Origin of the sequence: Priestia megaterium, assembly GCF_046599315.1 — a bacterium.
GTDB classification, from domain to species: Bacteria; Bacillota; Bacilli; order Bacillales; family Bacillaceae_H; genus Priestia; species Priestia megaterium_F.
This window is the reverse complement of the sequence record NZ_JBKIKC010000008.1, coordinates 44709-69539: the sequence shown is the minus strand read 5'-3', so window position 1 is coordinate 69539 and position 24831 is coordinate 44709. Positions and strand designations below refer to the sequence as shown.

26 protein-coding genes and 1 pseudogene are annotated in these 24831 nt (G+C 39.2%); 24 read left to right on the top strand and 3 right to left on the bottom strand.

The features are described from left to right. Positions 1 to 88 precede the first annotated feature (88 nt). The 8 genes and pseudogenes from ACLHDF_RS20875 (at position 89) to ACLHDF_RS20840 (ending at position 7323) form a co-directional block, all read left to right on the top strand. Positions 89 to 685, top strand: coding sequence for a TerD family protein (locus ACLHDF_RS20875; protein WP_413920553.1), 597 nt, complete (start codon positions 89 to 91; stop codon positions 683 to 685). Between the two features lie 23 nt (positions 686 to 708). After that, the gene (locus ACLHDF_RS20870; RefSeq protein WP_413920552.1) at positions 709 to 1287 is read left to right on the top strand and encodes a TerD family protein; all 579 of its coding nucleotides are present in this window, start codon (positions 709 to 711) and stop codon (positions 1285 to 1287) included. Between the two features lie 37 nt (positions 1288 to 1324). After that, positions 1325 to 1902, top strand: a pseudogene (locus tag ACLHDF_RS20865) (TerD family protein). A gap of 94 nt (positions 1903 to 1996) precedes the next feature. Then, on the top strand, positions 1997 to 3613 hold the full coding sequence (locus ACLHDF_RS20860; RefSeq protein ID WP_413920551.1) for a YceG family protein: 1617 nt from the start codon (positions 1997 to 1999) through the stop codon (positions 3611 to 3613). Between the two features lie 18 nt (positions 3614 to 3631). Then, positions 3632 to 4723, top strand: a complete 1092-nt coding sequence (locus ACLHDF_RS20855; RefSeq protein WP_413920550.1) for a toxic anion resistance protein — start codon at positions 3632 to 3634, stop codon at positions 4721 to 4723. 311 nt (positions 4724 to 5034) lie between these two features. Continuing rightward, a complete protein-coding gene (locus tag ACLHDF_RS20850) occupies positions 5035 to 5814 on the top strand; it encodes a DeoR/GlpR family DNA-binding transcription regulator (protein ID WP_413920549.1) in 780 nt (259 codons plus the stop codon). Beyond that, a complete protein-coding gene (locus tag ACLHDF_RS20845; protein WP_413920548.1) occupies positions 5802 to 6836 on the top strand; it encodes an oxidoreductase in 1035 nt (344 codons plus the stop codon). Before ACLHDF_RS20850 ends, ACLHDF_RS20845 begins: the two co-directional genes overlap by 13 nt. A gap of 13 nt (positions 6837 to 6849) precedes the next feature. Next, positions 6850 to 7323 carry a heme-degrading domain-containing protein gene (locus ACLHDF_RS20840; protein ID WP_413920547.1) on the top strand — a complete coding sequence of 158 codons (474 nt, stop codon included), beginning with the start codon at positions 6850 to 6852 and terminating at the stop codon, positions 7321 to 7323. 36 nt (positions 7324 to 7359) lie between these two features. Here ACLHDF_RS20840 and ACLHDF_RS20835 read toward each other — a convergent pair whose 3' ends face one another. Further along, the gene (locus ACLHDF_RS20835) at positions 7360 to 8619 is read right to left on the bottom strand and encodes an erythromycin esterase family protein (RefSeq protein ID WP_413920546.1); all 1260 of its coding nucleotides are present in this window, start codon (positions 8617 to 8619) and stop codon (positions 7360 to 7362) included. 86 nt (positions 8620 to 8705) lie between these two features. After that, entirely contained in the window at positions 8706 to 8864 is a 159-nt protein-coding gene (locus tag ACLHDF_RS20830; protein WP_413920545.1) for a hypothetical protein, read from the bottom strand. Between the two features lie 171 nt (positions 8865 to 9035). On the opposite strand from ACLHDF_RS20830, the gene ACLHDF_RS20825 reads away from it, so the two are divergent. The 12 genes from ACLHDF_RS20825 (at position 9036) to ACLHDF_RS20770 (ending at position 20819) form a co-directional block, all read left to right on the top strand. Beyond that, positions 9036 to 9797, top strand: a complete 762-nt coding sequence (locus ACLHDF_RS20825; RefSeq protein WP_413920544.1) for an exodeoxyribonuclease III — start codon at positions 9036 to 9038, stop codon at positions 9795 to 9797. A gap of 116 nt (positions 9798 to 9913) precedes the next feature. Further along, complete coding sequence (locus tag ACLHDF_RS20820) at positions 9914 to 10351, top strand: MarR family winged helix-turn-helix transcriptional regulator (RefSeq protein WP_413920543.1); 438 nt, start codon at positions 9914 to 9916, stop codon at positions 10349 to 10351. Between the two features lie 193 nt (positions 10352 to 10544). Next, positions 10545 to 12200: an MFS transporter gene (locus ACLHDF_RS20815; protein WP_413920542.1), complete on the top strand. Its 1656-nt coding sequence runs from the start codon at positions 10545 to 10547 to the stop codon at positions 12198 to 12200. A 29-nt stretch (positions 12201 to 12229) separates the two neighbouring features. Beyond that, the gene (locus ACLHDF_RS20810) at positions 12230 to 12862 is read left to right on the top strand and encodes an efflux RND transporter periplasmic adaptor subunit (RefSeq protein ID WP_413920541.1); all 633 of its coding nucleotides are present in this window, start codon (positions 12230 to 12232) and stop codon (positions 12860 to 12862) included. Between the two features lie 152 nt (positions 12863 to 13014). Continuing rightward, entirely contained in the window at positions 13015 to 14409 is a 1395-nt protein-coding gene (locus tag ACLHDF_RS20805) for an MATE family efflux transporter (RefSeq protein ID WP_413920540.1), read from the top strand. A gap of 337 nt (positions 14410 to 14746) precedes the next feature. Next, a complete protein-coding gene (locus ACLHDF_RS20800; protein WP_413920539.1) occupies positions 14747 to 15178 on the top strand; it encodes a DUF5082 domain-containing protein in 432 nt (143 codons plus the stop codon). Continuing rightward, positions 15175 to 15432: a YwqI/YxiC family protein gene (locus ACLHDF_RS20795; protein WP_057236031.1), complete on the top strand. Its 258-nt coding sequence runs from the start codon at positions 15175 to 15177 to the stop codon at positions 15430 to 15432. Before ACLHDF_RS20800 ends, ACLHDF_RS20795 begins: the two co-directional genes overlap by 4 nt. 17 nt (positions 15433 to 15449) lie before the next feature. Further along, positions 15450 to 17672, top strand: coding sequence for a ribonuclease YeeF family protein (locus tag ACLHDF_RS20790; RefSeq protein WP_413920538.1), 2223 nt, complete (start codon positions 15450 to 15452; stop codon positions 17670 to 17672). Between the two features lie 49 nt (positions 17673 to 17721). Beyond that, positions 17722 to 18501: a hypothetical protein gene (locus ACLHDF_RS20785; RefSeq protein ID WP_413920537.1), complete on the top strand. Its 780-nt coding sequence runs from the start codon at positions 17722 to 17724 to the stop codon at positions 18499 to 18501. A gap of 19 nt (positions 18502 to 18520) precedes the next feature. Beyond that, positions 18521 to 19234, top strand: coding sequence for a pentapeptide repeat-containing protein (locus tag ACLHDF_RS20780; RefSeq protein WP_413920536.1), 714 nt, complete (start codon positions 18521 to 18523; stop codon positions 19232 to 19234). 313 nt (positions 19235 to 19547) lie between these two features. Further along, entirely contained in the window at positions 19548 to 19826 is a 279-nt protein-coding gene (locus tag ACLHDF_RS20775) for a hypothetical protein (RefSeq protein WP_413920535.1), read from the top strand. Between the two features lie 711 nt (positions 19827 to 20537). Further along, the gene (locus tag ACLHDF_RS20770) at positions 20538 to 20819 is read left to right on the top strand and encodes a nitrilase-related carbon-nitrogen hydrolase (protein ID WP_413920534.1); all 282 of its coding nucleotides are present in this window, start codon (positions 20538 to 20540) and stop codon (positions 20817 to 20819) included. Between the two features lie 26 nt (positions 20820 to 20845). Here the strand turns inward: ACLHDF_RS20770 and ACLHDF_RS20765 are convergent, their stop codons facing one another. Next, positions 20846 to 21718, bottom strand: a complete 873-nt coding sequence (locus tag ACLHDF_RS20765; protein WP_413920533.1) for a glycerophosphodiester phosphodiesterase — start codon at positions 21716 to 21718, stop codon at positions 20846 to 20848. A gap of 268 nt (positions 21719 to 21986) precedes the next feature. Here ACLHDF_RS20765 and ACLHDF_RS20760 point away from each other — a divergent pair, with 268 nt between their 5' ends. The 4 genes from ACLHDF_RS20760 to ACLHDF_RS20745 all read left to right on the top strand — a co-directional run bounded on the left by ACLHDF_RS20760 (position 21987) and on the right by ACLHDF_RS20745 (position 24822). Next, entirely contained in the window at positions 21987 to 22706 is a 720-nt protein-coding gene (locus ACLHDF_RS20760; RefSeq protein WP_413920532.1) for an endonuclease V, read from the top strand. A gap of 94 nt (positions 22707 to 22800) precedes the next feature. Further along, a complete protein-coding gene (locus ACLHDF_RS20755) occupies positions 22801 to 23394 on the top strand; it encodes a DedA family protein (protein WP_014459791.1) in 594 nt (197 codons plus the stop codon). A 133-nt stretch (positions 23395 to 23527) separates the two neighbouring features. Continuing rightward, entirely contained in the window at positions 23528 to 23812 is a 285-nt protein-coding gene (locus ACLHDF_RS20750; RefSeq protein ID WP_251393264.1) for a DUF3219 family protein, read from the top strand. Between the two features lie 14 nt (positions 23813 to 23826). After that, positions 23827 to 24822 (top strand): LLM class flavin-dependent oxidoreductase, encoded by a 996-nt coding sequence (locus tag ACLHDF_RS20745; RefSeq protein WP_413920531.1) that lies wholly within the window; start codon positions 23827 to 23829, stop codon positions 24820 to 24822. The last annotated feature ends 9 nt before the right edge of the window (positions 24823 to 24831 follow it).

Sequence of the window (24831 nt, the reverse complement as noted above, 5' to 3'; positions counted from 1 at the left end):
ACTATTTTTTCATTTATCTGGGCTATTATATGGAGCTATATAGAACCTGAAAAAGAATGTGTTCGTTACAGTAAAGGAGTAAATAAAAGTGGCTATTAATCTACAAAAAGGTCAAAAAATTGATTTAACAAAAGGAAGAGAAGGCCTATCTTCTATTACAGTTGGGTTAGGATGGGATCCTGTAAAAAAACGCAGCTTTTTTGGTTTCGGAGGAAACGGAGCGAATATTGACTGTGATGCGTCTGTCCTTATGCTGGATTCAAACGATAAACTTGCGAGTAACACAGCCGTTGTGTATTTCGGAAATCGTCAGAGCAGCTGCGGAAGCGTGAGACATTCAGGCGATAACCTTACCGGAGCAGGTGAAGGGGACGATGAACAAATTTTTGTTGATTTAAAAAAGGTTCCTGGAAACGTATATAAACTTGTATTCGTGGTCAACATCTATCAGTGTGTTGAGAGAAATCAAGATTTTGGCATGATTAAAAACGCGTTTATTCGCGTTGTAGACAGTGTTAAAAACGAAGAGCTTGTCTACTTTAATCTATCCGAAGACCATTCAGGAGCAACCGCTTTGTTTGCAGGTGAAATTTACCGAGACGGAAAAGAATGGAAGTTTTCGGCAACTGGAGATACAACAAGAGATACCGGATTAGGTGAAATTGCAAATAAATATACAAAATAAACAATTTGAAAAGAGGGAATAAAATGGCTATTAATCTTTCAAAAGGACAAAAAGTAGATTTAACAAAAACGAATCCCGGATTAACAAACGTAGTGGTAGGTCTTGGATGGGATGTTAATAAGTATGACGGTGGAAACGATTTTGATTTAGATTCATCTGTTTTTTTATTAAACGGAGCAGGAAAATGTGCTTCAGAATCTGATTTTATTTTTTACAATAATACGACTGGTGCAAACGGAGCAGTTGAACATACGGGAGATAACCGTACAGGCGTTGGCGAAGGAGACGATGAGCAGGTTCAAGTAGAGTTAAAAAATGTGCCTCAATCTGTTGAACGTATTGCGTTTACCATTACGATTCACGAAGCGGAAGCACGCGGTCAAAACTTTGGCCAAGTAAGCAACGCCTACGTTCGTATTTTAAATGCAACAAATGACGAAGAGTTAATTCGTTATGATTTAGGTGAAGATTTCTCTATTGAAACAGCCGTTGTGGTAGGCGAGCTGTACCGACACAATGGAGAATGGAAGTTTAATGCCATTGGCAGCGGCTATCAAGGCGGTTTAGCGGCGCTTGTAAACGACTTTGGATTAAATGCCTAATCATTAACTAGTAAGAAAACGTACGGAGGATATTTTTATGTCAATTTCTTTATCAAAAGGTCAGCGTATTGATCTAACAAAAACAAATCCAGAATTAAAAAAGTAATAGTAGGTCTTGGATGGGATACAAATAAGTACGCTGGATCTCATGATTTCGATTTAGATGCATGTGCATTTTTAGCTAATAAATCAAGCCAAGTTGTAAATGATGAGGAGTTTGTTTTTTACAACAATTTAAAAAGTCCAAATGGAGCTGTGGAGCATACTGGTGACAACCGTACGGGTGCAGGAGATGAAGACGATGAGCAAATAGCCGTTGACTTTTCTCTTCTTCCTAAACGCGTTGAAAAAATCGGAATTAGCGTCACGATTCACGACGCAGATGCTCGTGGGCAAAACTTCGGACAAGTATCCAATGCGTTTGTGCGTCTGATTGACGCTGAAACAAATGAAGAAGTACTTCGTTATGATTTAGGCGAAGATTTTTCGATTGAAACAGCTGTCGTTGTATGTGGGCTATACAAGCACGGAAACGACTGGAAATTTAACACCATTGGCAGCGGATTTTCAGGTGGATTGGCAGACCTTTGCCGCAACTACGGTCTATCCGTATAAAAAAGGCATGGGGTTAATGAAAAAGAAAGGGTGCTTTAACGAGTACCCTTTCTTTTTAGCATGTATACGTCTGAAAAGAAAGGAGCTGTAAGATGTGAATAAATCAATTAACCCTCATATGATTAATGTTAACGAGGAGGATGGAACTGCTCTTTTTTCTAAAGATGTTTCTTTGCGAGGCGACTTTATCCAAAATGAACAGCAAACTTCCTATAAACAAGTAGCAGGCAGATATTTAGGCACTCATCTAGATAGTGACGAGTACGCAGCTTTTCTTTATGAACTTGCACATTCTTCACCATCAATTATTGTCTTGCACGATGAGCTTGATAAGTCCATTCCAAATGATAAATTAAAAGAAGTTCAAACGATCCTTAAAATTAATCAAGAAGAACGCGGCCTTTCTGTCAATCGACTGTTTGCTTTTTTAGAAGGAAAAAAGCTTATAGTGAAATCAGAAAATCCCGTGATACATAGAAGAGTACGTGAAAAATTTATTGAAACGTTAACATGTTTTAAAGAACAGCACGCAGAGGGCTTTATGGACGGGCATTTTCAACGATTATTAATCGATTTAATAAAGTGGCAGTGGAATCATGTAAAACCTTGGCTGCTGGATAAAGCATTTCCTGAACACGCGCCGCGCATCATGTGGTACGGAGATGCAAATAAAAGCGAGCAGTATTTTCTTTATTATTTGATTTTAATAGGTTTTGACGTCCTTGCCTTTCATCCAGAAGGAAAAGACATTTTAAAAGAAGTAGATAAAAATCAACATGTAACAACTGTTTATACGTTTCCTTCTACTAGCGCGCTTGTACCTTTTCCAACGGGTAAAACGGTTCGAAAAGGAACGGTAGCATTTAGAGCTTCTCAAGAAATTGAGCGAGTGCTTCATTCGGAGCAGTCCATGCTGTATAAACCGTGGCAGTTTCGCTCTTATTTTCCAACTTCAGTTACTCTTAAAACAACGTATGATGAAATCTTTTTATTAATGAGAGAACGAGCGTTTATACGCCCTAATTTTGAAGTGTCAAAGCCATATGTACACGTGCCGGTCTTGTTTTCAAAAGTACTTGGCATTTCTAAAAATCGAAAAGAGTACTGGAGTAAAGTGCATGAGCTCATGCATACGGAAAATGAGTTAGCTCTGACGATTGATTCTGTTCCTTTTGCTGAAAAGATAGAAGGAAATAATCATTTTCATTACCAAGGAGCTCTCGGGAGTGATGGCACGCTCAGTCCTGATAAAATGATTGAAAGCAACTGGTGGCGCTATAAAGAGCTGCCTACCGGACTTCAGAAAGGGCTCGCTGCAGCTATTTCCAGATACTGTGCACATTCAAAGCTCCTTCGGTTGGATCATGAAGATGCGTATCAGCATCAAATGTACTTGTTCAATCAGTCTTTGAAGCTTCCAAACAACGTGCTTCGCATGCTTCAAAAATTTGATTATACGCAGCACGTCCCTCGGCTACTTATTTATCATGGAAATGAACATGAAGCGTTTACGCGTGAAGATGCTGCTTTACTGCTTCTATTAAATGAATTTGGCGTTGATATTGTCCTTTTTAATCCGACCGGTCAAATAGATATAGAAGCGTTCGTTGAGGAAAAATATTTCGATATGCACTGGCTAGAAGATATTAGCTTTAATGAAGAATTCAAGGAGCCGTCGCTCATTCAAAAATGGTTAAAACGAATCTTTTAAAGAAAGAAGGGTTTTTAAATGGCAACAAATGAATTACAGCCTTTAGATATAAACGAAGCGGAAGAAGTTTTAGAAACAAAGCCTAATGAAGTAAAAGCAAAACTGCGAGAAGAGCCGGAAGTGCGGCGCTTAGCAGAATCAATTGATTATAAAAATCAGCTAGCTTTACTTGAGTATGGGAAAGAAACAGCCAATGAAATTTCCTCGTTTTCCGGAAAAGTGCTTAGTACAATTAAATCGTCCAGCATGGAAGAGTCAAGTCAATTATTAAAGCAGCTTGGAAAGATTATGGATAAATTTGACGCAAAGGATTTTGTTGAAGATAAAGGGTTCTTCTCTAAACTTTTTAAACGCGGTCAAAAAATAGTGGATAAGCTGTTTCAAAAATATGAGACGATGGGCTCTGAAATTGATAAAGTATATGTTGAAATTACAAAATATGAAACCGAAATGAAGCACTCAACCAAAACACTTGAACAGCTTTACGAGCAAAACTATCAATATTATATGGAGCTTGAAAAATACATTGTAGCGGGCGAAGTGAAAGTAGAAGAGTTAAAACGAGAGCTAAAGGTACTTGAAGAACGAGCGTCGAGTGGAAATCAGCTGGCGGCAATGGAGCTTCAAACCTTAAAAAATGCGGTAGAGCTAATGGAGCAGCGATTATATGATTTAGAAATGGCAAAACAAGTATCTTATCAATCTGCTCCTCAAATCCGTATGCTGCAGCGAGGAAATACAAAGCTGATCGGCAAAATCAACTCGGCGTTTATTACAACAATTCCTATTTTTAAAAATGGGCTTATTAATGCAATTGCAGCGAAACGTCAAAATTTAGTAGCCGAGTCAATGAACGAATTGGACAAACGCACGAATGAGCTGCTCATTCGAAATGCAGAAAATATTTCACAGCAAAGCGTTAAAATCGCCAAAATGTCGGGTGCGCCTAGCGTAAAAGTAGAAACGATGGAACAAACATGGAATATTATTATGAAAGGGATGCAGGAAACAAAAGCGATCGAAGAAGAAAACAAACGTCTGCGTGAAGAAGGACTTGTTCGCCTAGAGCAATTTCGAGAAAACTTTAAGGCGCTTGAACATAAGATGTAACGAAAAAGCGGGAATCTTTACGATTCCCGCTTTTTTGCATATACGTTTGCTAAAAGCCTGAATCGCTTAGAGGCGGTTAGTAAAAAGCAAGAAAGGGTATCAGGTATAAAAGAAGTATTATCCAAAATACTCTAGTTATTACCAGTAAGCGTTTGTGCACTTTTATGATTTTTTCTTGGTTTGTTCCAATAATTTTTTATAATTTAATTTAAAAACTTAAAAAACTTAATTATTTTAAGTTTTTTTCTGGTTTTTCATGTTTTTTTGCGTTACAATTAGCTCATATCAAAGTAAAAAAGGAGGGTATTTCAATGTATCAAGAGCAGCGCATGAGTGCGATTGTTGAATACCTTCATACACACCGTACGATTACGTTAGAAGAAATTTGCGATATGTTCACCGTTTCAAAAGATACGGCAAGACGTGATTTAGTGAAGCTTGAAGAACACGGTGAGGTTATGAGAGTCAAAGGCGGGGCGACGCTATCGTCAAGTCATATCGTTGATTATAGTGAACGAACGCCTACCAAAGCCAAAGAACAAATTGCTAAAACAGCCGCTTCGTTAATTTCAGAAGGGTATGACGTACTTTTGGATACGTCTTCTACCATTGCGCTGATGGCTAAGTATATGGATGTAAAGCACGTCACCGTTATTACAAACTCTATTGATAATGTGGATTTACTCGATCAATATACGCCGTGTGATACGTTTTTACTGCCGGGCAAGTTTAACGGGAAAAATCGTAACGTCACCGGGCCACGAACCATTTCCACTTTGCAAGAATATAAAGTAGATCAGCTGTTCTTAGGTACATGCGGCGTTGGTGCGGATGGTATTACATCTCCAAGTGAAGAAGAAGCGTTTTTAAAAAGACAGATGATTCAATGTGCAAGACAAGTTATCATGCTTGCGGATCATACGAAGTTTGAACGTGAATTTTTACACCGAGTATGTGATATTAGCGATATTGATATCCTGATTACAAATAAAGAGCCAGAAGCAGATGTAAAAGAAAAAATAGAACAAAATCAAGTGCGGCTTATCGTCACAGATTTTGATAAAGGAGAGAAAACACAATGCAGAAAATAAAAGTAGGATTAGTAGGGTACGGATTTTCAGCAACGGTCTTTCACACGCCGCTTTTAAGCGTGTTGGACGAATTTCATATTTCAAAAGTAATGAGTTCAAATCCTGAAAAAGTGAAGAGTGACTTAGAAGACGTTGAAGTAGTAAGCACTCTATCTGAACTTTTAGAAGATGACGGCATTGACTTAGTTATTATTACAACGCCTAGCGGCATGCACTATGAAATGGTGAAAGACGCACTGCGCGCAGGCAAGCATGTGATTGTTGAAAAGCCAATGGTCGTATCGGAAAAAGAAGCAAATGAATTAATTCAATTAGCAAAAGAACAAAATGTTCAACTAAGCGTCTATCATAACCGCAGATGGGATAATGATTATTTGACGGTTAAACAGCTGATTGAAGAAGGGAAATTAGGCGACGTTAAAATGTATGAAGCCCATTTTGATCGCTATCGTCCGGCTGTTCGGGACCGCTGGAGAGAAAATGAAGGACCTGGGTCAGGAGCGCTTTATGATTTAGGATCTCATTTAATTGACCAAGCCTTACACCTTTTTGGAATGCCTGACTTTGTTCAAGCAGATGTGTTCGGTCAGCGAGACTATGCACGTACAGATGATTACTTCCATGTGGTACTTGGATACGGTTCTCTTCGCGTCATTTTGCATTCAAGCGCCATTGTGCCAAGCAACGGACCTCGCTTTCAAGTTCACGGAACAAAAGCAAGCTTTATTAAATATGGCATTGACGGCCAAGAAGATATGCTAAGGGCCGGCAAGAAGCCAGTGGGTGATACGTGGGGAGCCGACAATCCTGAACACTACGGAAAGCTGACAACAGGCGAAGGAGAAACAGAAGAAATTAAAACTCTGCACGGCTCTTATGTGACATATTATAAAAAAATAGCCGACAGCTTGCTTAGAGGAGAAAATCTTCCGGTTTCAGCAGAAGAAGCCCGTGACGTGGTTAAAGTCATCGAAGCGGCATTTGAAAGCAGTAAAGAAAAACGAGCGGTCTATTTTAACTAAGGAGCGAGGAACAGTGAGTAATCATTCGGTAGAGACGCTGCTTGAAAAAGTAGTTCAGCAAGAAAAAGAACTGATATTCCGTCAATTTACAAATGACCAAGCCTTGGGGATAGGGACAGCGATTATTAATGAAGCAAAAAGTAAGGGGAAAGCAGTTACAGTAAATATTAAACGAAATGGTCAAATTTTATTTCATCATGCGATGGAAGGGGCCATTCCCGATCATGAAGAATGGATCAAACGAAAATCAAACACCGTTCTTCGTCATCATCACAGCTCGTATTATATGAAATTGTACTGCGAGTTAAAAAATCGTTCCTACGCTCAGTTTTATGCAGCTAATCCACAGGAATTTGAAGCGGTGGGCGGCTCCTTTCCGATTTCGGTTAAAAACGTTGGCATAGTTGGAAGCATCACCGTATCAGGCATGTCGCAAGAAGAAGACCACGCACTCGTGACGGATACGATTCGGAACTTTTTACAATAAAAACAAGCGGACTTCTTTAGAAGTCCGCTTGTTTGATTAAAAGGTGAGTGGCGATAAAGCATGTGTTTCTTCTACATAAATAAAAGCATCATATCGTTTTGACAAGCGAGAAGGAACATAATTTCCGTATTGTTCAATCTCTGGGTCATATACAACACCAATGGCACGATGGCCTATCGTTGAATGAAAAAATGGTTGATTTTCTTCCGTGAACATGAGGTATTGATCAAAAGCACCTGCTCGGTGAAGGGTATCTTCCCAGCTTCCTTCCATAGCTGGAGGAACGGTTAATTCCTGCTGCGGATTACCCCAGCTATCAGAAGCAATGACTGTGCCGTGATGAGTTCCAAATCCGACGGCGTAAACATGCTCCTGTCCGTATTCTTCACGGGTAAGCTGACCTACATTCACCATGCCGCTGCTTTTCATATCCGTTGCTCTTGCATCTCCGATGTGAGTGTTATGCTCCCATACAATTCCTTTAGCACTATTCTTGTAGTAAGATTGAATATATTTTAAAGCTTCTACCATATGACGATCGCGAATATTCCACGATTCATTGTCATTGGTAATCATCGTATGATAATAAGCTTCAGCATTGCTCGCTACCAGCGCATTTACTTGCATACTAAGCGCAGCTTCAGGCTCATGAGTATAGGTGTCTTTCTTTTGCTGAATGGTTTGCAAAAGCTCCAGGATTTCTACCATGCAGTTTTTTCCGTAAAACGCAGAAGAAATTCCGTACATCTGTGCTTCACGGTGAAAAGGTTCAAAGCATTCAAAGGCTTTTTTTGCTTTTTGTGCATCAGAAGAATGGTTGTTTTCTAAGTACTCAATAATAGCTTCCATCGATTCCCACAGACTGTATACATCTAAGCCGTAAAAACCTATTTTTGGCTGATGTGCCGGCAAGTTGTTGTTATAAACACGAAGCCATTCAATTAATTCTTTTATTTCTTGATTGGCCCACATCCATGAAGGCCAGCGGTTAAAAGATTTCAAAACATCTTCGGCATTCGCGTATTGGTTTGTATATCCTTTAATATACCTGTTGACTTCAAAACATGAAGGCCAGTCTCCTTCCACTGCTATGAAGGAAAAGCCATGATGCTGAATTAATTCTTTCGTAATACCTGCTCGAATGTTATAAAATTCAGATGTGCCGTGAGATGCTTCGCCGAGAAGAACGTATTGAGCCTGGCTTGCTTTGTTAATAAGCGGCAGTAAGTCATCGACATTAGCAAAAGGCATAGAATATTCTTTGATGGCTTCTATCATTTGATTGGTTTTTAGCATATGATCACCTTGTTTTTAAGAAATGGATAGCAAGAGCTTGGTACAACAAGTCTTGCTACCAGTTAACGGTTTTTTATTTCTATGGATTACCTGCTGAAATGTTTGATGGCAGAATCATTTAAAGAAAAATCTTCTTTAGTGAGCGCCGTTTGATCTTGTCTTTCGCATTGTTTAGTAGGATGTTCTTCCTTTTTAGAAACAGCAGAAACTTCTTCAGTATTTTCATATGAGTTGTTTGTTGACATTGCTTTTCACCTCTTATATCTAGTGTTTGAGGTACGGAAAATAAAATAAGAAGAAATATAAGGAATACCTTAAAAAGAAAAGTGTACGTTTTAAATTATTTGAACTCATGCAAAAAATTGTCTACACTAAATACTGATACATAAATCAAGTGAGGAGAACGTGTACAGTTTATGAAGTTGATTTCGTGGAATGTAAATGGCATTCGCGCGTGTGTGCGAAAAGGATTTTTAGATTATTTTCAAGAAATGGATGCGGATGTATTTTGTATTCAAGAGACGAAGCTGCAGGAAGGCCAGATTGATTTGCAGTTAGAAGGGTACTATCAGTACTGGAATTACGCCGTGAAAAAAGGCTATTCCGGAACAGCTGTTTTTACAAAGCAGAAGCCTTTATCCGTGTCATACGGTGTTGATAAAGAATCAGAAGATGAAGGGCGTATCATTAAGCTTGAGTTTGACCAATGCTATGTAGTAAATGTGTATACACCAAATTCTAAAAGAGATTTAGCGAGGCTTGAAGAAAGGCTTCAATGGGAAGACGATTTGCTCGTGTACTTAAAAAAATTAAATAGTCATAAAGCAGTGATTTTATGCGGAGACTTAAACGTAGCACACGCAGAAATTGACTTGCGCAATCCAAAGCCAAACCGAGGAAATTCCGGTTTTACAGTAGAAGAGCGAGGAAAGATGACGACGCTTCTTACTAGCGGATTTCTTGATACATTCCGCTATTTATACCCGCATCAAGAAGGAGCATATACATGGTGGTCGTATATGAACAAAGTGCGAGAACGAAATATTGGATGGCGCATTGATTATTTTATCGTATCAGAGACGATAAAGGACATTATTCAGGAAGCGACTATTCATCCGCATGTAATGGGAAGCGACCACTGTCCTGTGATGCTGGAATTAAATGTACCCCATCTATGATTTCTATCTATATAATAGAAGAAAAACGGAAAAAAGTTGGTTCACGCGAACGGTTGCGGTATAGTAAACATATCAAAAATTACAGAATGTTCTATGAGATAAAGGGGGAGACAGAGGTGAAGCGAGAATCGCTGCAAACCATTGAGCACGAAATTGCGCTGCTTGTTCGTCTAACAACAACACACAGTCCGAAGCTTGGAAGCTTGGACCGTTCTGAATATTTACTTTTAAGCGAGCTAGATCAGCGCAGTCCGCTCGGGATTAATGCATTAGCTGAAAATTTAAAACTGAGCTTATCTACAGCTAGCCGGCAAGTATCTGCGCTTGAGACTAAACAGTTTGTTCGCCGCTTTCCGAGTCCGGAAAACGGGCGGATTAGTTTAATTGAAATGACGGATTCAGGAAAAGATATTTTGCAGCATGTACAAAGCAAGCGTAAACAAGCCTATGCCGAAGTATTAGAAGATTGGTCGGAAGAAGAGATTTTAGCACTGGAAAAAAGTTTATCCCGCTTGAATCACGATTTTAAAAAATGGCGCAGTAATGGATGTTAAAGCGAATACATATAGATAAACAAAAAGGCTATTGAAAAATAGTCTTTTTAAGTTGAAACAAAGAAGTTGATTTCTTCTTTAAAAGATGTATAATATGTAGTGCTGCTATAACTTGTGTCATACAACTTGTATGATAAAATATGCAAGGAATTGTTAGTCTTATAAAAAGAATTTAATAAAAGGAGGAATAAATATGAGTCAGAATAATCCAGCAGTAGCCTCCGACAAACAAGGTTTAAGCGTACCTAAATACTTAATTATGGCGATTTTAACGCTATTTTCGATTGGCCCTCAGTATTTTTTGAATTTATCTTACACGGTCAATCAAGTATTAATTCAAAATCGATTTGATACGAGTACACAAAGTTTACTATTGCCATCTATTATTTCTAACTTGGCATTTGGACTTGGAGTACCTATTGGTCCAATGCTGACGAAAAAATATGGCGTGCGTAAAGCATACTTAACGTTCGTCTTAGTCTTTTTAGTAGGTTCGATTATTAACGTTTTTTCTGAAAACGTTGCGTTTTTATCCATTGGTCGTCTGATTCAAGGCTTAAGCTCAGGAATGCTGTTTTTAACCATTATTCCAGCTGCGCTAATCTCGTTTCCGAATAAAATCCGAAACTTCTTTTTAGTGTTAGCGATCGGCGGACTGTTCGGTTCAACGGCGATTGGAGCCTTTTTAGGAGCTGTATCTCTTAGCATGGATAATTGGCGCTGGGTTTTTGTTTTAGGAATACTTGCTTCTCTTGTATGTCTATTTATCGGATATAAGGTATTGCCAGCGCATGATCCAAGTCAGCAAGAAGAGCGTCCAGTAGATAAGAAAAGTATCATTATCCTTAGTCTTATTATGATTTTATTAGTGTATCCACTTTATGAACTAAGATATGAAGGATTCGCTTCTATTCAAGTGTGGCCGTTCTTATTAGCTGCAGCAGGATTAGCTGTCATTTTTGTCTTAGTTGATTTAGCGGCTGAAAATCCGTTAGTACCATTAAAGTCACTGCTAGCCGTAAAACCAGTTGCAGGTACAATTATGGCAATTGGCGGTCATATGGCATATATTCTAGCAATCGCAGGCATTAATGGCGTCATGCAAAATGTGCAAAATGCATCGTACACCACGCTTTCTTATTTTTATTTGTACTTTTTTATTGGGGTACTGATTTCAGCATTTGCTACGACCTTCTTGTATGACAAATTTGGCCCAGGCTACCTTGGAGCGATTGGATCACTTCTAATTGTTATTGTAGGATTTAGCTGGGTAAACGTATCAGCCGATACATCACTAGTGAGCTTGTATCTTCATATCATGTTCTTTGGTATGGGTGTTAGTATGGCACTTGTATCCGGCGCGCTAGGAGCGGCACTAGCCGGAGATTTACATCAAGCTTCTATGCGTTCAATTTCTCTGCACTCTATTCGAAATTTACTAGGAGCAATTATAGCACCTGTAATAGGATGGTTCGTTGTTCGACAAAACGCGATTTATTACGAAGACCTTCGAGGTCAAATTAGCTCAGCAGATCCTCAAGTGAAGCTGCAGCTGTCTGAAATGATTAAACGCTATATGGGTATGGGAATGAGTCAAGCAGACGCAAAATCATCGGCCGTGACAGCTGTTGTAGCAAGCGCTAAAAAAGCGTCGATTTTACATGCGTATCACAACTTATTTTTCATGCTTGGTATTTTAGGCGTAATTATGCTCATTGCTTCACTAAGTAAAGCGTGGAGCGGTAAAAATAGAATTCTTGTTCAAAAAGAAGAGGTTCAACAAAAAGCTGAGCCGCAAGAAGAAAGAAAAATGCTGCCGGCACCTCAAACAGAAGAAACATCTGTATAATATATTAACTATAGAAAGAAGGAATTCCGATGAGTAAAAGTCGTTTATTGGTTACTAACATTGTTGGAATCATTGTGATTTTATTACTAGTAGGTTTTGGTGGATATTATTTCTACGAAAAAGCAAATTATGTTAAAACTGATGAAGCGCAGGTAGAAGCACCGCTTTCACAAGTCATTGTTTCAGCTAACGGTCAGTTAAGCGAATGGAATGTAAAAGAAGGAGATAGCGTTTCTCAAGGTGATTCTGTTGGAAGCTTAAAAGAAGGCGAAAAATCAACAGACGTGACGTCTATGATTGACGGAACAATCATTAAAAACAATGCTTCTCAAAATCAATTAGTAAAAGCTGGCGATGTATTAGCACAAACAGCTGATTTATCTAAAATCTATATCACGGCAAATATTAAAGAAACAGACTTAGGTGACTTAGAAGAAGGAGACAGCGTCGATATTACAGTGGACGGAGATTCAGGCAAAGTCTTTAAAGGTCATGTTGAAGCAATCGGCCGCGCAACAAATTCAGTTTCTTCTATGCTTCCAGCTCAAAATACAGGAAACTACACAAAAATAACGCAAAAAGTACCGGTGAAAATTTCAATTGATGATGCATCAGATAAAGTTCTCCCAGGTATGAGTGCAGAAGTGAAAATTTCAATTTAATAGCGAAAAAAGCTGCTTCCTTCAAGGGAGCAGCTTTTTTTATGCCTAAACAAATAAAATAAAAAATGTGCTAAAAAGGGGATGTATACAAAGGAAATGTGTGGTAAGATACTTCTTGTTTGAAATTAGATATCGGTAAAGAAGGTGATGGGATGACCGCGGTCGAAACAAAAAAAGGGCCAAAAGAAAAGCTGAATTTGTTTTTCTTAACGTGGCCAATCTTTTTAGAAGTGTTTCTTTTTATGTTGATGGGAATTGCTGATACCTTTATGCTAAGTGCGCTTTCGGATGATGCCGTATCTGGAGTCGGAGCAGCCAATCAATACCTTCACATTGCAATTTTGGTGTTAGAGGTCATTGGTAACGGGGCAGCAATTGTTGTATCTCAGTATTTAGGATCAAAACGTTATATGGAAGCGTCAAAGATTTCTGCTTTGGCCGTTACGTTAAATTTAGGAGTCGGGCTAGTCATTAGCGCGGGTTTTCTTTTGTTTTCAAGACATATGATGGAAGCGATGAATTTGCAAGGCGACGTGCTGATGTATGCACAAAGCTATTTATCCATCGTCGGAGGAGCTATTTTTCTTCAAGCGATTATTAACTCTCTTGCAGCGATTATTCGCGTACACGGCTTTACGAAGCAGGCGATGTTTGTATCACTTGGAATGAACATTTTTCATATTGCAGGAAACTATGCTTTAATCTTCGGGAAGTTCGGCTTTCCGGAAATGGGCGTGCAAGGAGCAGCGATTTCATCTGCGTTCAGCCGATTCGTTGCGCTGATTGTGTTCTTTTGGCTGCTGTATCAAGTGATGGAATATAGAGTGAAATTTCAGTACTACATTACGCTTTCAAAAGAATATATCGGCAAAATTTTAAAAATCGGTATTCCGTCAGCTTTTGAACAAGTAATGTATCAAGGCTGTCAAATTGTCTTTTTATACTATGCAACCTACCTAGGAGCAGAATCACTTGCTGCGAGACAGTACGCGATGAATATTTCTATGTTCATTTACTTATTTGCCATTGCGATTGGAATGGGTACAGCGATTATTGTCGGCCGTTTAGTAGGCGGAAATGAAAAAGATGAGGCATACCATCGCGTATGGAAAAGCGTCAAGTGGGCTAGTGCTGTAACGATGATGATGGTTATTCTTGTGATGACATTTAGAACACAGCTGATCAGCGTGTTCACAGACAACCCGCATATCATTGAGCTAGGGGCGACGGTGCTGCTGCTGAGTATTGTGCTTGAAACAGGAAGAACGATGAATATTGTGCTGATTAACTCGCTGCGGGCAGCGGGAGATGCCAAATATCCGGTGTTAATTGGTGCGATGTCGATGGTCATGATGAGCTTGCCGCTTGGTTATTTCTTTGTTTTTCATTTAGACATGGGGCTCGCTGGCATTTGGCTTGCCATTGCAGCCGATGAATGGACGCGCGCGGTTATTATGTTTTTCCGCTGGAGAAGCCGAGCGTGGGAAAACTACGGACTTGTACAGCATGAACCAGCAGCTGAAGAACCAACGCCGGTTCAAGTATAAAATAAAACCTCTGCAGAATTTGCAGAGGTTTTTTGCTGTGTAAAAAAGCGAAGTGTAAATTAGTCTTTTTACGCGAAAAGCTTTAATTTATGGAAGAAAATAGGTGTGGGCACAAAGAAATGGTTTTATTCTACTTATTCTCTCTTTTAGATAACGGAATATGGGTGGGTAACGTATTTAGACATGAGTCTTTTTTCTCTTATTTTTCATTTTTATCCTAATTCATGAAACTAGAAGCATAAAAAAGAGAGTTTTTTCCTATTTAGCTATAATGAGACAAATTTTATACTTATAATTATTGGATTAAACTCCAAATGTGCGGAACAGGAGGAACGATATGGGTTTAGGAAGCGTATTAGACGGACTGCTGAGCGAAGTATCTGGAAGAGTCTCAGATGTAGAAGTGAAAATTTCTAAGCTAAGAACAGCTAAAAGTAAAATTGAGCATGAACAAGCTGTTTCATTAAAAGAAATTGAACACATCAAAAAGCCTGAGCTGGGAGAAAAGTGGACGGGTATGTTATCGGATGATTTTGAAGAAAAACGTACGGCAGCCTACGACAATATAAAAGGCATTTTAGACGGTGATTATGACGGATATATTCGTCAAATCGAAATAAAGATTGGACTGTTAGAAGCCGAAAAAGGATTTTTTAGCGGCTTGAACGCAGCTATTGGAGAAGCTGATTCTCTGTTAGCTAAAGGTGAAGAAGCCTACGACGCAGTAGAAAACAAGATTAGTGAAATAAGAAAGGGGCTGTCCTCATGACGATTAAGCTTGATCACGCTGACGTTATCAAAAAGCTTGAAGCAGTCAGCACAGCGATTGGAAATTTATCCATCAGCAAAATGCCTGACCTCGGAAAAAACAGCCTTGATACTACAAAGAAATGGGAAGCGCGCGAAGAAGAAATTCAAACGCTTATTTCTACTTATATAAAAGCGCTAAACAAAAACGTAAAAGATACAAAATCTAATGTAGACTTACTAAAAGAACAAGACGAATCTATTATCCATTCGTAGCAGCAAGGGGGATGACTGTGGGAAAGGTATACGATGCAAAAGCGCTGTTTGACGTAGCAAAAGACAGGGAAAACGCCTACGAGGAATTATTAAGCCAGCTGGGTGAGCTGAAAAAAGCGCTGCAGGGCGTAGTGGACTTAGACGGCAGCTTAGAAGGAAAAGGCGCTGACAATATAAAATCTTTTTACAAGCAGCACGCCGATACGGCCGGACAGTGGGAAAACTTAATTAAAATGCAAAAAAGCTATTTTTCAGCGCTTCACGTCAAAGCTGAGAAAGCAAAGCTAGCCGGAAGCACGGTTGTAAATGAATCTTTTTTAGAAACAGAGTTAAAAAATTCCAACAGCAACGCTAAAGAAATGGTTGCTCAGCAGCACGAAGATCTGCAGAGTATTTTAAAAGGCATCGACGATATTGTCTCTATTTCAGCGTTTTCAACGAGTGAGTTTAACGATAAAATAGAAGAAGCAGAGAAAAAACGTACCGATACGATTGAAGCGGTGAACCAGCTTGATGCTGAATGGTCAAAAGAATACAGCGAAATGGACGATTTCTATACGGTGGTTAATACGCTAGTGAGCGGCTTAGAGCTTGCTACGAGCCAAGGAGGAAGCGCCTATCAGCTTGCTTTTAACGAAAAAGCGTACCACGACAGCGAGCTGTATAAAGTTCAAACAAAGCTAAACGACTATGCGACTTCGTATGTTGACTACAACAAGCAGCAAGAAGAAGTATACGAGCTGGAAAAAAAGCAAGAAGAAGAAGCAAACAAGCCATGGTATGAAAAAACGTGGGATGCGGTTTCTACCTTTACAGGAGAGGTCAGCGGATATTATGATTATAAACGAGCAGCAGAAGGCGTGGACCCTGTTACGGGTGAAAAACTTTCTACCTCACAGCGCGTCGCAGCAGGAGCCATGGCAGCAGCCGGCTTCATTCCGGTCGTCGGCTGGGTAGGAAGAGCTGCAAAAGGCGGAAAAGCAATCTACAAAACGGCTAAAGGCCTAAGCGCAGCGGATCATGCCTTAGACGCATATAAATCCGCCAAATCCTTCAAAGTCCTGCAGCAAACCGAAAAAGGCCTCTATGGTCTTGTGGCTGCAAACGGCCTAGGAGAATATATGACCGGACGCGATATGTTCGGGAATAAAATCAGTGAAGAGCAGCGTAAAGCAAGTCTTCTGCAAGCCTTAGGAATTGCTGGAGCTGGGGCGCTTTCTACGAAGGTAGCGGGGAAAATGGGACAAAGTCTTGTAACCAAAGGCACCGAAAAGCTTAACAACATGCGCAACACGCTTCGCACAAGCGTTGTTGCCAACGTCACAAAGCAAGCCTACCAAAGCGTCAAAAACGCACCGGCCTCTTGGACACAGTCGCTACATAAAACGTATAACAACATCCTAGACAGCAGTATGCCAAGACTCGTGCCAGAACTAGCACCAGCAGGTCCAGCACTTGCCCAGCAGACGGTGAGGGAGACCTTGCAGAATGTGAAGAAACAGACGATGCAGATGATTGAAAAGCCTGTAAAAGTAGAGCGTGTGAGTGAACGTCAAATTCAAAAGGGTACTAAGGGTATGGGTAAAGGTAGTAATACAAACCCAAACAAAATTAAACTAACTCCAGAACGAGAAATATATTATCGAAAGAAAATAGATGAAGCCGAAGCACGAGGAGAGTATGATGTAGCCGATGATATTAGATATGATCGTTATTGTGAAGAAGCAAAAAAACCTTTAGATCGTGAAAAATGGGATGTTAGGAATGAGAATCTTAAAAAGATCACAGAGCGTGGTAGAGAAGAAGAAATAAAAGGAAGAAAAGCTTTAGGAGAACATCTTGGTCGTAAGCTAGAAAACAATAACGTCGGTGAGGTTGTTACCTATACATCCAGTGAAGGGCATCTTACGCGTCCAGACAGTATAGGGCGTAATAGTAAGGGTGAAATTGACTTGGTTCATGATCATAAACACAAAATAAGTGACAAAGAACATGTTATTCATAATGACAGTCAAATGCGAGCTGAAAGAGAACTGGCGAAAGAAACAAAAGGAAGTCATATCGTGACGATATCAAGTGACAATCCGGATTTAAATGGGATTCCTCCTAGGCCAAGACCAAGTGGGCCTTTAGGAGAAAATAGTGACATTTTCTATACTGATCCAAAGAGTGGTAAAGTGACACATAAATGGTATCCAGATCCAACTATACCTGGTGGTGGTATGTGGATAAAGCAGTGAATTGAAAATGCTGTATAACTTTATTTTAGTGATATTAAGGAGGATATAGATGAAACCTAATTATTTTTCAATTTCAATGTACCCCACAGTAGCTTTTAACGAAGAGGAGCTATTGGGTCGTCTTTTGGATGTGTTTGAGTCAAATGAAAAATTTGCTCCTACTCATTGGGGGAACGCCGAAACGGTACGGGTAGAATATAATCGTGAGGAAATTCTAGAAGAAGTAATTTCGGGACGTAAAGTATCTGAAGTTCACCTGTATCGTGATAAATCTGTGCACTATAGAGGACGCTTTGAAGTTAACTTGAACTATGGTTCATTTCTGAAATTTGAATTTCAAAAATCTATTCCTCAAAAATTTTGGTCAGATTTTTTTATGCTATCTGATCAAATCGCAGAAGTTGCAAAACCTTGTTTTGGAGTAGCTCAAATTTGTTGGCCAGTACCTAATCCTTGGAATACTGAACGTGAACGTTTACAAAAGTGGATGAATATCTCATCTCTACCTATACCGGTTAGATTTCTTCCTAACGGTCCTTTGGGAGTAGGAGCTAGAACATATTTTAGTGGTCAGGTTTTGGAAATGTTTGATAAAGAATTCTTACTAAATACTCCCGCTGTCGTATCAGAATTAGAATGGGGCGGGGTTTGTATGGATCTTTTACAAAATCCATTAGAAGCTGATAGTGATACATTGCTAGATCGTTGGTTACATGTAATGAAATACTTAGAACCAGCTCAAGTAATAGCTGTGCCAAGTTTTCATGAAAGTCGAATGGTTGTCACGTATTCTCCCAATGTTGCTTGGAAGAAGTATCTAGAAAATTAAAGGAAAGGAATTTGTAATCATGGATGAGAAAAGTAATGATCGAATAAGAGTCATGGAAATAGTAAATAGATCTCAATATAATAATGAGGTTATAGATCAGGTAGATATGAGTGATTTAGACCTTAGTTTTTCAGACCTGTCAGAAGTAATGGCAAGGCGTATTATGGCAAAACGTGTTGTGTTGAGAGCCTCTTCACTAATGAGAGCAGCGTTTCATGACTGCGATTTTGAGTTGGCTGATTTCAGAAGTTGTAATTTAGAGGAAATTAACATTGCGGATTGTAGGTTTGGCGAAGCGGATTTTTCTAAAGCAAATATGAAATATGCAAAGATAAATATAAGTAGTTGCTTTGAAACTCGTTTTGATGAAGTTGATTTTTCACATGGAGAATTAGTGGGAACAATTTTAAATCATGCTACATTTCGCCATGCAAATTTGTCAGGAATTGATGCGGAACAGGCCGACTGTACGGGAACGGATTTCAGCGGTGCCAATCTGACAAATGGTAAATTTGAAAAAGTGCATTTGGAAAATGTAATTTTATCAGAGGTAGATGCTAGAAATGCTAATTTCACAGAAGCGGATTTTACCGGTGCAATCCTTTTAAATGGGGATTTCACAGAAGCGGATTTTACCGGTGCTAAACTCGACAATGTAGTTTGGACAGGAGCAAATGTAGAAGGAGCTAAGTTTGACGAAAATGTGAAAGAACAAGTGTTGAAAATGATATAGAAGTTGATTTTAAATTGTATGTAAACTTGGCACATACGTTTTAATGTATGATTTGTCACAGCATGTAAAGGGTGTCACACTCTCACTATAAAACTTGCAAACTTAAAGCACTTAATTGTCTACGATAGATGATGAGTGCTTTTTGTATTGTAGTATGAAAAGTGAAACGAGCATGATAATTTTATAAGTGTACTAAGGGTACGGATAAAGCAGTATTTAAAAAGAAATCAATACCCGATTTTGTGAAAAAACAACGGGAAGCAGGAAATAGATTTAATAAGGACGTCCTCGATATCCTTATAATGAAGTAGAGTTGGAGGCAACAGAAATCAAGGGGAAGAAATATAGTGTTGATTCTTATGTTCCAGGGGAGGAAGTTGTTTCGAGGAAATTTACTCAACTGACTGAAGTACAAGAAAAAATCGGATTAAGTTATTTAAGTAAGTTTACTAAAAAGTATTCTTCTGGTAAATTTAACCTAAATATTTTAAATGGTGGTCGGTTAGAGGGAGAATTAATTTTGCAAGTTCCTGTTCAAACAAAGCCAGTTCCACAAAAAATTATTAAAGATCATTGGTCGATACGAAAATGAAATGTATTGAAGTAATAAGACAGGTGAAAAGCCGAAAACTCATGATTTTAAACATACTGACTAGCTTAAATAGACCCGAAAACTGATGAATACTGGAAATCACCTATTAGTTTCTACAACAGTCTAACAGCAGAAAATAAAGATAGTTTAATAAATGAATTTAAGAGGATAAATAGGAATGATTCTAAGTGGATAAGTTGTCTTTTCTACAACAATACAGAAAAAGTATTGAGTTTGTATCTACTGAAGACTACTAAGTATTGAGAAAGAGAACATCCCGGAAGAATGGATGGAAGTATTTATAGGAACTGACAAGACTGAGAGAAAAGATAAATTAATAGCTTTATGGAATCGGGTATGTGAGAAAGAATTAAGTCATAGGATCTCATATTTAAAAGAGAATTTAGTAGAATGTTGAACTCATTATAGATAATGGACAGTACGCCATTCTATATAGCGTGAAGAGTGAAAATGACGAAATTCTTTATTATGAAGGGGGAATACCAAACAAATCAATTTACGATTTAGAAATGCAACAAGCCTGGTCAAGTGTTCCGCAATCTATTGTTAAATTTTATGAAAAGTTACATAATGGCTTTTATTATGTGCCAAGTCGAGCAATGGGTCTAGTACCGTTAGAGAGAGTAACTTATTTTAAAGAAGATGAATGGGGGATTCTTGATGATTTAGATGATCCATTAGAAATCAATCTTGATACCACACGAGCATCATCAGCACATTTATTTGAGGTCAAGAGCTTTAGAAAATCATATTTTTATTGCAGCTGCTAATAAAGTTGGATTAGAAGCTGACTATGTCTATTTTGGTGAAAGTGAAGTTATTAATCCTAATGGGCACTGTGTGTTTAAATCTCTTAACAATGAGGACCTTGCGATTGTTGACATAGACCTATCGTCTTCGGCAAGTTCAAAGGAAATTTTGAACTATTTAGATAATCGAAAGTCAGATTTATACAGAAGAGAAGGGTTATAAGAGCTCTTTATTAAAGAAAGCTGCTATCACTTTTTTACACCAACTAAGCGAGCAGTGTGACTCGCGGAGCTTGCGTGAATGGTCTTCCCTATTTTTGTTGATGTTTGCACCCAATTCACTTCATCGGGATAATTCGTAATCACTCCGTCACTTTTTGTTTTCCACAAAAATGAAGCGGGAAGCCGCTTGGTTCCAGACCACGGCGATATTTTCATTCCGGCAGAATGGACTTGGTGGATGAGAGTAGGCGTTAGTATGTCATAAGACGGGTTAAAGTAAGTGGCAAAAGCGGCGAATTGCTGGATTGAGTTTGGGTTTGCATCTTGTTCTGAAGAAGTTAGTATGCCTATAGGAACGTTTGGGAGAAGCTCATGCATTTTTTTCATGGATGAAACGTTAAAAGACTGAATGATAACATGATCGAGCTGTCGCTTGTTGATTTCAAAAGCTACTTTTCTTTCAATTCCAGGATAAAGTTCCGGGGCTTTTAACTCTATTAATATACCGATTTTTCCTTGAAATTCATCTAATACTTGTGACAGAGTTGGAATTTTTTCATTCGCAAAAGAATCGTCTTTCCAGCTTCCTGCATCCAAGCGCTGAAGCTCAGCGTAGGTTAACTGCCGAATGTGTCCGCTTCCGTTTGTCGTTCGGTCTACGGTACGGTCATGCATAATAACCAGTACACCGTCTTTGCTTTGCTGCACATCGAGTTCAATGTAGTCTGCATTCATTTCTAGCGCTTGGTGAAAAGCAGCCATTGTATTTTCAGGTGCGTAAGCGGAGGCTCCTCGGTGCGCGATGTTCGTGAGTTTTTCTTCCGTGCGTGCGAAAGCAGAAGATGTGATTGAACAGCATAACAAGGCGACTGCGCTTAGACCAGCTAAATATTTTTTCATCACGTTTCTCTCCTATGCGTTGGTATAGAAATAGCATAACGAAAAAATGTGATGCTGATATAGAGAAAGTATGTAGAAAGCGTTGACATTTCGTAAAGAAAAATAGGGACTTTTTCATGGTGATGTTTACAAAAAATGCGTAAAAGAATAGTGATTTTAATTAAATATTAAGGAAACAGCGCTATAATAAAAGGTGGGAAAAAAAGAATAGGAATTTCTTAGAAAATAGTTGTATAATAGGTGAGTCAGTCAATGAAAGGAATGGAACATGGATATTCAGTACATACATACGTTTACGATGCAAACAAAAGAAGAGTGCCGGACGCTTCAGCAAAAGCTAAAAGCACAAATTGATTTAACATCACGTGTCAAAATGGCGCATATACATAACTGTGCTGGTGTTGATGTGGCGTATTGGGAAGAAAACGGCGTATCTTACGGAGCGTGCAGCATTGTAGTGGTTGATTATCAGACGAAAAACGTTGTGGAAAAAGTACACAGTGTAGGAGAAGTAACCGTTCCTTATCTTCCTGGGTTTCTAGCTTTTCGAGAGCTTCCTTTAATTCTTGAAGCGGCTAAAAAGCTTCAAGTAGAGCCCGATGTGTTTTTATTTGATGGCAACGGATATTTGCACTATGAGCACATGGGAGTAGCCACACATGCTTCGTTTTTTCTCAATAAACCTACCGTTGGAATTGGGAAAAGCTATTTGAAGATCAACGGACATAATTACGTTATGCCGGACGATGCAGCAGGCGCTTATGAAGATATTGTGATTGATGATGAAGTTTATGGTAGAGTAGTAAGGACAGCAAAAGGAGTAAAGCCTATTTTTCTGTCGTGCGGAAACTATATTGATTTGGACATGTCTTATAAGCTCATGATGCATTTTATTTCAAGAGAAAGTAAGCTTCCGATTCCGGTCCGCCTAGCAGATCTGCATACGCATGAGCTGCGGAAAAGGTACCGGCAGTCTGCAGGGAAGTAAGCTGTTCATAATGAGTTCATAGTTTCCTTTTATACTGATGGTTGGAATATAGTAGTAGTGTAAAATTATTAAAGAATGAGTAAGGTGATTAAAGGTGAGTTCATTTATTACAAGTATTTTGGATTTTCTAACGAGCCTTGGCTATTTAGGTATTGCGCTCGGCTTAATGATTGAAATCATTCCAAGTGAAATTGTACTAGCCTACGGAGGGTATATGATTTCTCAAGGGATGATTAGTTTTCCTGGAGCGGTCATTGCCGGAATTATTGGCGGAACGATTGCACAGTGGTTTTTATATTGGATTGGAGCCTACGGAGGACGTCCGTTTCTTCAAAAATACGGGAAGTACTTATTCATTCATGATAAGCATATTGATCTTGCGGAAAACTGGTTTAATAAATACGGCGCGGGCGTTGTTTTCTCCGCTCGTTTTGTACCGGTTGTTCGACATGCGATTTCGATTCCTGCAGGTATTGCTAAAATGCCGTTTTGGAAGTTTACATCTTTAACGGTGTTAGCGATGATTCCTTGGTCGATTTTATTTATTTACTTAGGCGGAAAGCTCGGCGAGAACTGGGCGAACATTGAAGACGTAGCAAGCAAATATACGCTTCCGTTTGTGGTTGCAGCATTTGTTATTATTGTTCTTTATTTCGTATTCAAACGCACGCGTACAAAGCGCGTATAATATCGTTTTTGGACTAAAAGCATGGCAAAAAGCCATGCTTTTTTGCATGAGCAAAAAGAAGCTCTTTTATTTGCTCATGACTTCTTCAAGTGCTATTATTTTTCATACGCACTAAAAAAGGAGACGATTTAACGTGGTACAGGAAATTGTATTAAATGATACGCCTATTCAAATTTACAGCTATGAACAAGAGATTGTAAAAGGCAAAACGAAAATTTCAGTTGATTTTAAAGTGACAAGTGAGGAATATCATGATATTACTACACTGTTATATAAGGGCACCTTTCATGTGAACGTGCCGGAAGAAGATCTAGATTTCCAAGGAACGATTCATCAGTACTCCACGTCTTTTACAAATTTATATGAAAAAGGACAGGTAGGGGATTTTTCATTAAGCTTAATTGAAGTGAATGAATAAGGAGCAGATGTGTGATGAAAGTAAGTATACTCGACCAATCGCCCGTTTCATCCCATCAGACGCCAGCTGAAGCGTTAAAAGCATCAATGAAGCTGGCCAAAGCTGGTGACAAGCTTGGCTATGAGCGCTATTGGATTGCAGAGCATCATGATTTGTCTGGACTTGCTTGCTCGGCTCCTGAAGTGATGCTTGGCTATATCGGCGCACAGACAGACACTATTCGCATTGGATCGGGAGCGGTGCTGCTGCCTCACTACAAGCCGTATAAAGTAGCGGAAACTTATAATATGCTGGCAACGCTGTTTCCAGGACGCATTGATTTAGGGATTGGGCGCGCGCCTGGTGGATCGGCTGAAGCAACAAATGCGCTGTCGGATAATTTCTTGCAGCAAGTATTTAAAATGCCTGAACTTGTTGAAGAGCTTTTGCAGTTTTTAGACGATAAAATTCAGGCTGAACATGAATACGCAAAGCTTTCAGCTTCGCCGCTGCCGCCTGTCTCTCCAGAACCGTGGCTGCTTGGCACAAGTAAAAAAAGTGCCGAGCTCGCCGCTAGAAACGGAATGGCCTATACGTTTGGACAGTTTATGAGTGAACAAGACGGTTCAGCTATTATTGATCAGTACAAGCAAGCATTTCAGCCAAGACGGAGCGGTGATCAGCCTTATGCGATTGTCACTGTATCAGTTATTTGCGCTGAAACAACCGAGCAAGCGCATCGCATCGCAACGAGCTCACTCGTATGGAAAATTCAGCAGGATAAAATGGAAGCAAAAGGCGTGCCTTCTATTGAAGAAGCGGCTAGCTATCCGCTTACGGAAGAAGAAGAGAAAAAAATGAAGAAGATGAAAGAAGCCATGATTATCGGCAATCCAGAAGAAGTGCACGCGCGTCTTCAAGAAGTTCAAGCACGTTACGGAGCGGATGAACTAATGCTTGTCACCATTACGTACGATCCGGCTGACCGATTAAAATCGTATGAGCTTGTAGCAGAGAAATGTAAAAAATAAGAGCCCTGA

What these genes read in the sequence shown, in the direction of transcription:
- ACLHDF_RS20870 (WP_413920552.1), top strand. Translation starts at nt 709, where the DNA reads ATGGCTATTAATCTTTCAAAAGGACAAAAAGTAGATTTAACAAAAACG.
- ACLHDF_RS20810 (WP_413920541.1), top strand. Translation starts at nt 12,230, where the DNA reads ATGAGTAAAAGTCGTTTATTGGTTACTAACATTGTTGGAATCATTGTG.
- ACLHDF_RS20825 (WP_413920544.1), top strand. Translation starts at nt 9,036, where the DNA reads ATGAAGTTGATTTCGTGGAATGTAAATGGCATTCGCGCGTGTGTGCGA.
- ACLHDF_RS20805 (WP_413920540.1), top strand. Translation starts at nt 13,015, where the DNA reads ATGACCGCGGTCGAAACAAAAAAAGGGCCAAAAGAAAAGCTGAATTTG.
- ACLHDF_RS20830 (WP_413920545.1), bottom strand. Translation starts at nt 8,864, where the DNA reads ATGTCAACAAACAACTCATATGAAAATACTGAAGAAGTTTCTGCTGTT.
- ACLHDF_RS20845 (WP_413920548.1), top strand. Translation starts at nt 5,802, where the DNA reads ATGCAGAAAATAAAAGTAGGATTAGTAGGGTACGGATTTTCAGCAACG.
- ACLHDF_RS20785 (WP_413920537.1), top strand. Translation starts at nt 17,722, where the DNA reads ATGAAACCTAATTATTTTTCAATTTCAATGTACCCCACAGTAGCTTTT.
- ACLHDF_RS20795 (WP_057236031.1), top strand. Translation starts at nt 15,175, where the DNA reads ATGACGATTAAGCTTGATCACGCTGACGTTATCAAAAAGCTTGAAGCA.
- ACLHDF_RS20800 (WP_413920539.1), top strand. Translation starts at nt 14,747, where the DNA reads ATGGGTTTAGGAAGCGTATTAGACGGACTGCTGAGCGAAGTATCTGGA.
- ACLHDF_RS20835 (WP_413920546.1), bottom strand. Translation starts at nt 8,619, where the DNA reads ATGCTAAAAACCAATCAAATGATAGAAGCCATCAAAGAATATTCTATG.
- ACLHDF_RS20765 (WP_413920533.1), bottom strand. Translation starts at nt 21,718, where the DNA reads ATGAAAAAATATTTAGCTGGTCTAAGCGCAGTCGCCTTGTTATGCTGT.
- ACLHDF_RS20850 (WP_413920549.1), top strand. Translation starts at nt 5,035, where the DNA reads ATGTATCAAGAGCAGCGCATGAGTGCGATTGTTGAATACCTTCATACA.
- ACLHDF_RS20815 (WP_413920542.1), top strand. Translation starts at nt 10,545, where the DNA reads ATGAGTCAGAATAATCCAGCAGTAGCCTCCGACAAACAAGGTTTAAGC.
- ACLHDF_RS20780 (WP_413920536.1), top strand. Translation starts at nt 18,521, where the DNA reads ATGGATGAGAAAAGTAATGATCGAATAAGAGTCATGGAAATAGTAAAT.
- ACLHDF_RS20760 (WP_413920532.1), top strand. Translation starts at nt 21,987, where the DNA reads ATGGATATTCAGTACATACATACGTTTACGATGCAAACAAAAGAAGAG.
- ACLHDF_RS20855 (WP_413920550.1), top strand. Translation starts at nt 3,632, where the DNA reads ATGGCAACAAATGAATTACAGCCTTTAGATATAAACGAAGCGGAAGAA.
- ACLHDF_RS20745 (WP_413920531.1), top strand. Translation starts at nt 23,827, where the DNA reads ATGAAAGTAAGTATACTCGACCAATCGCCCGTTTCATCCCATCAGACG.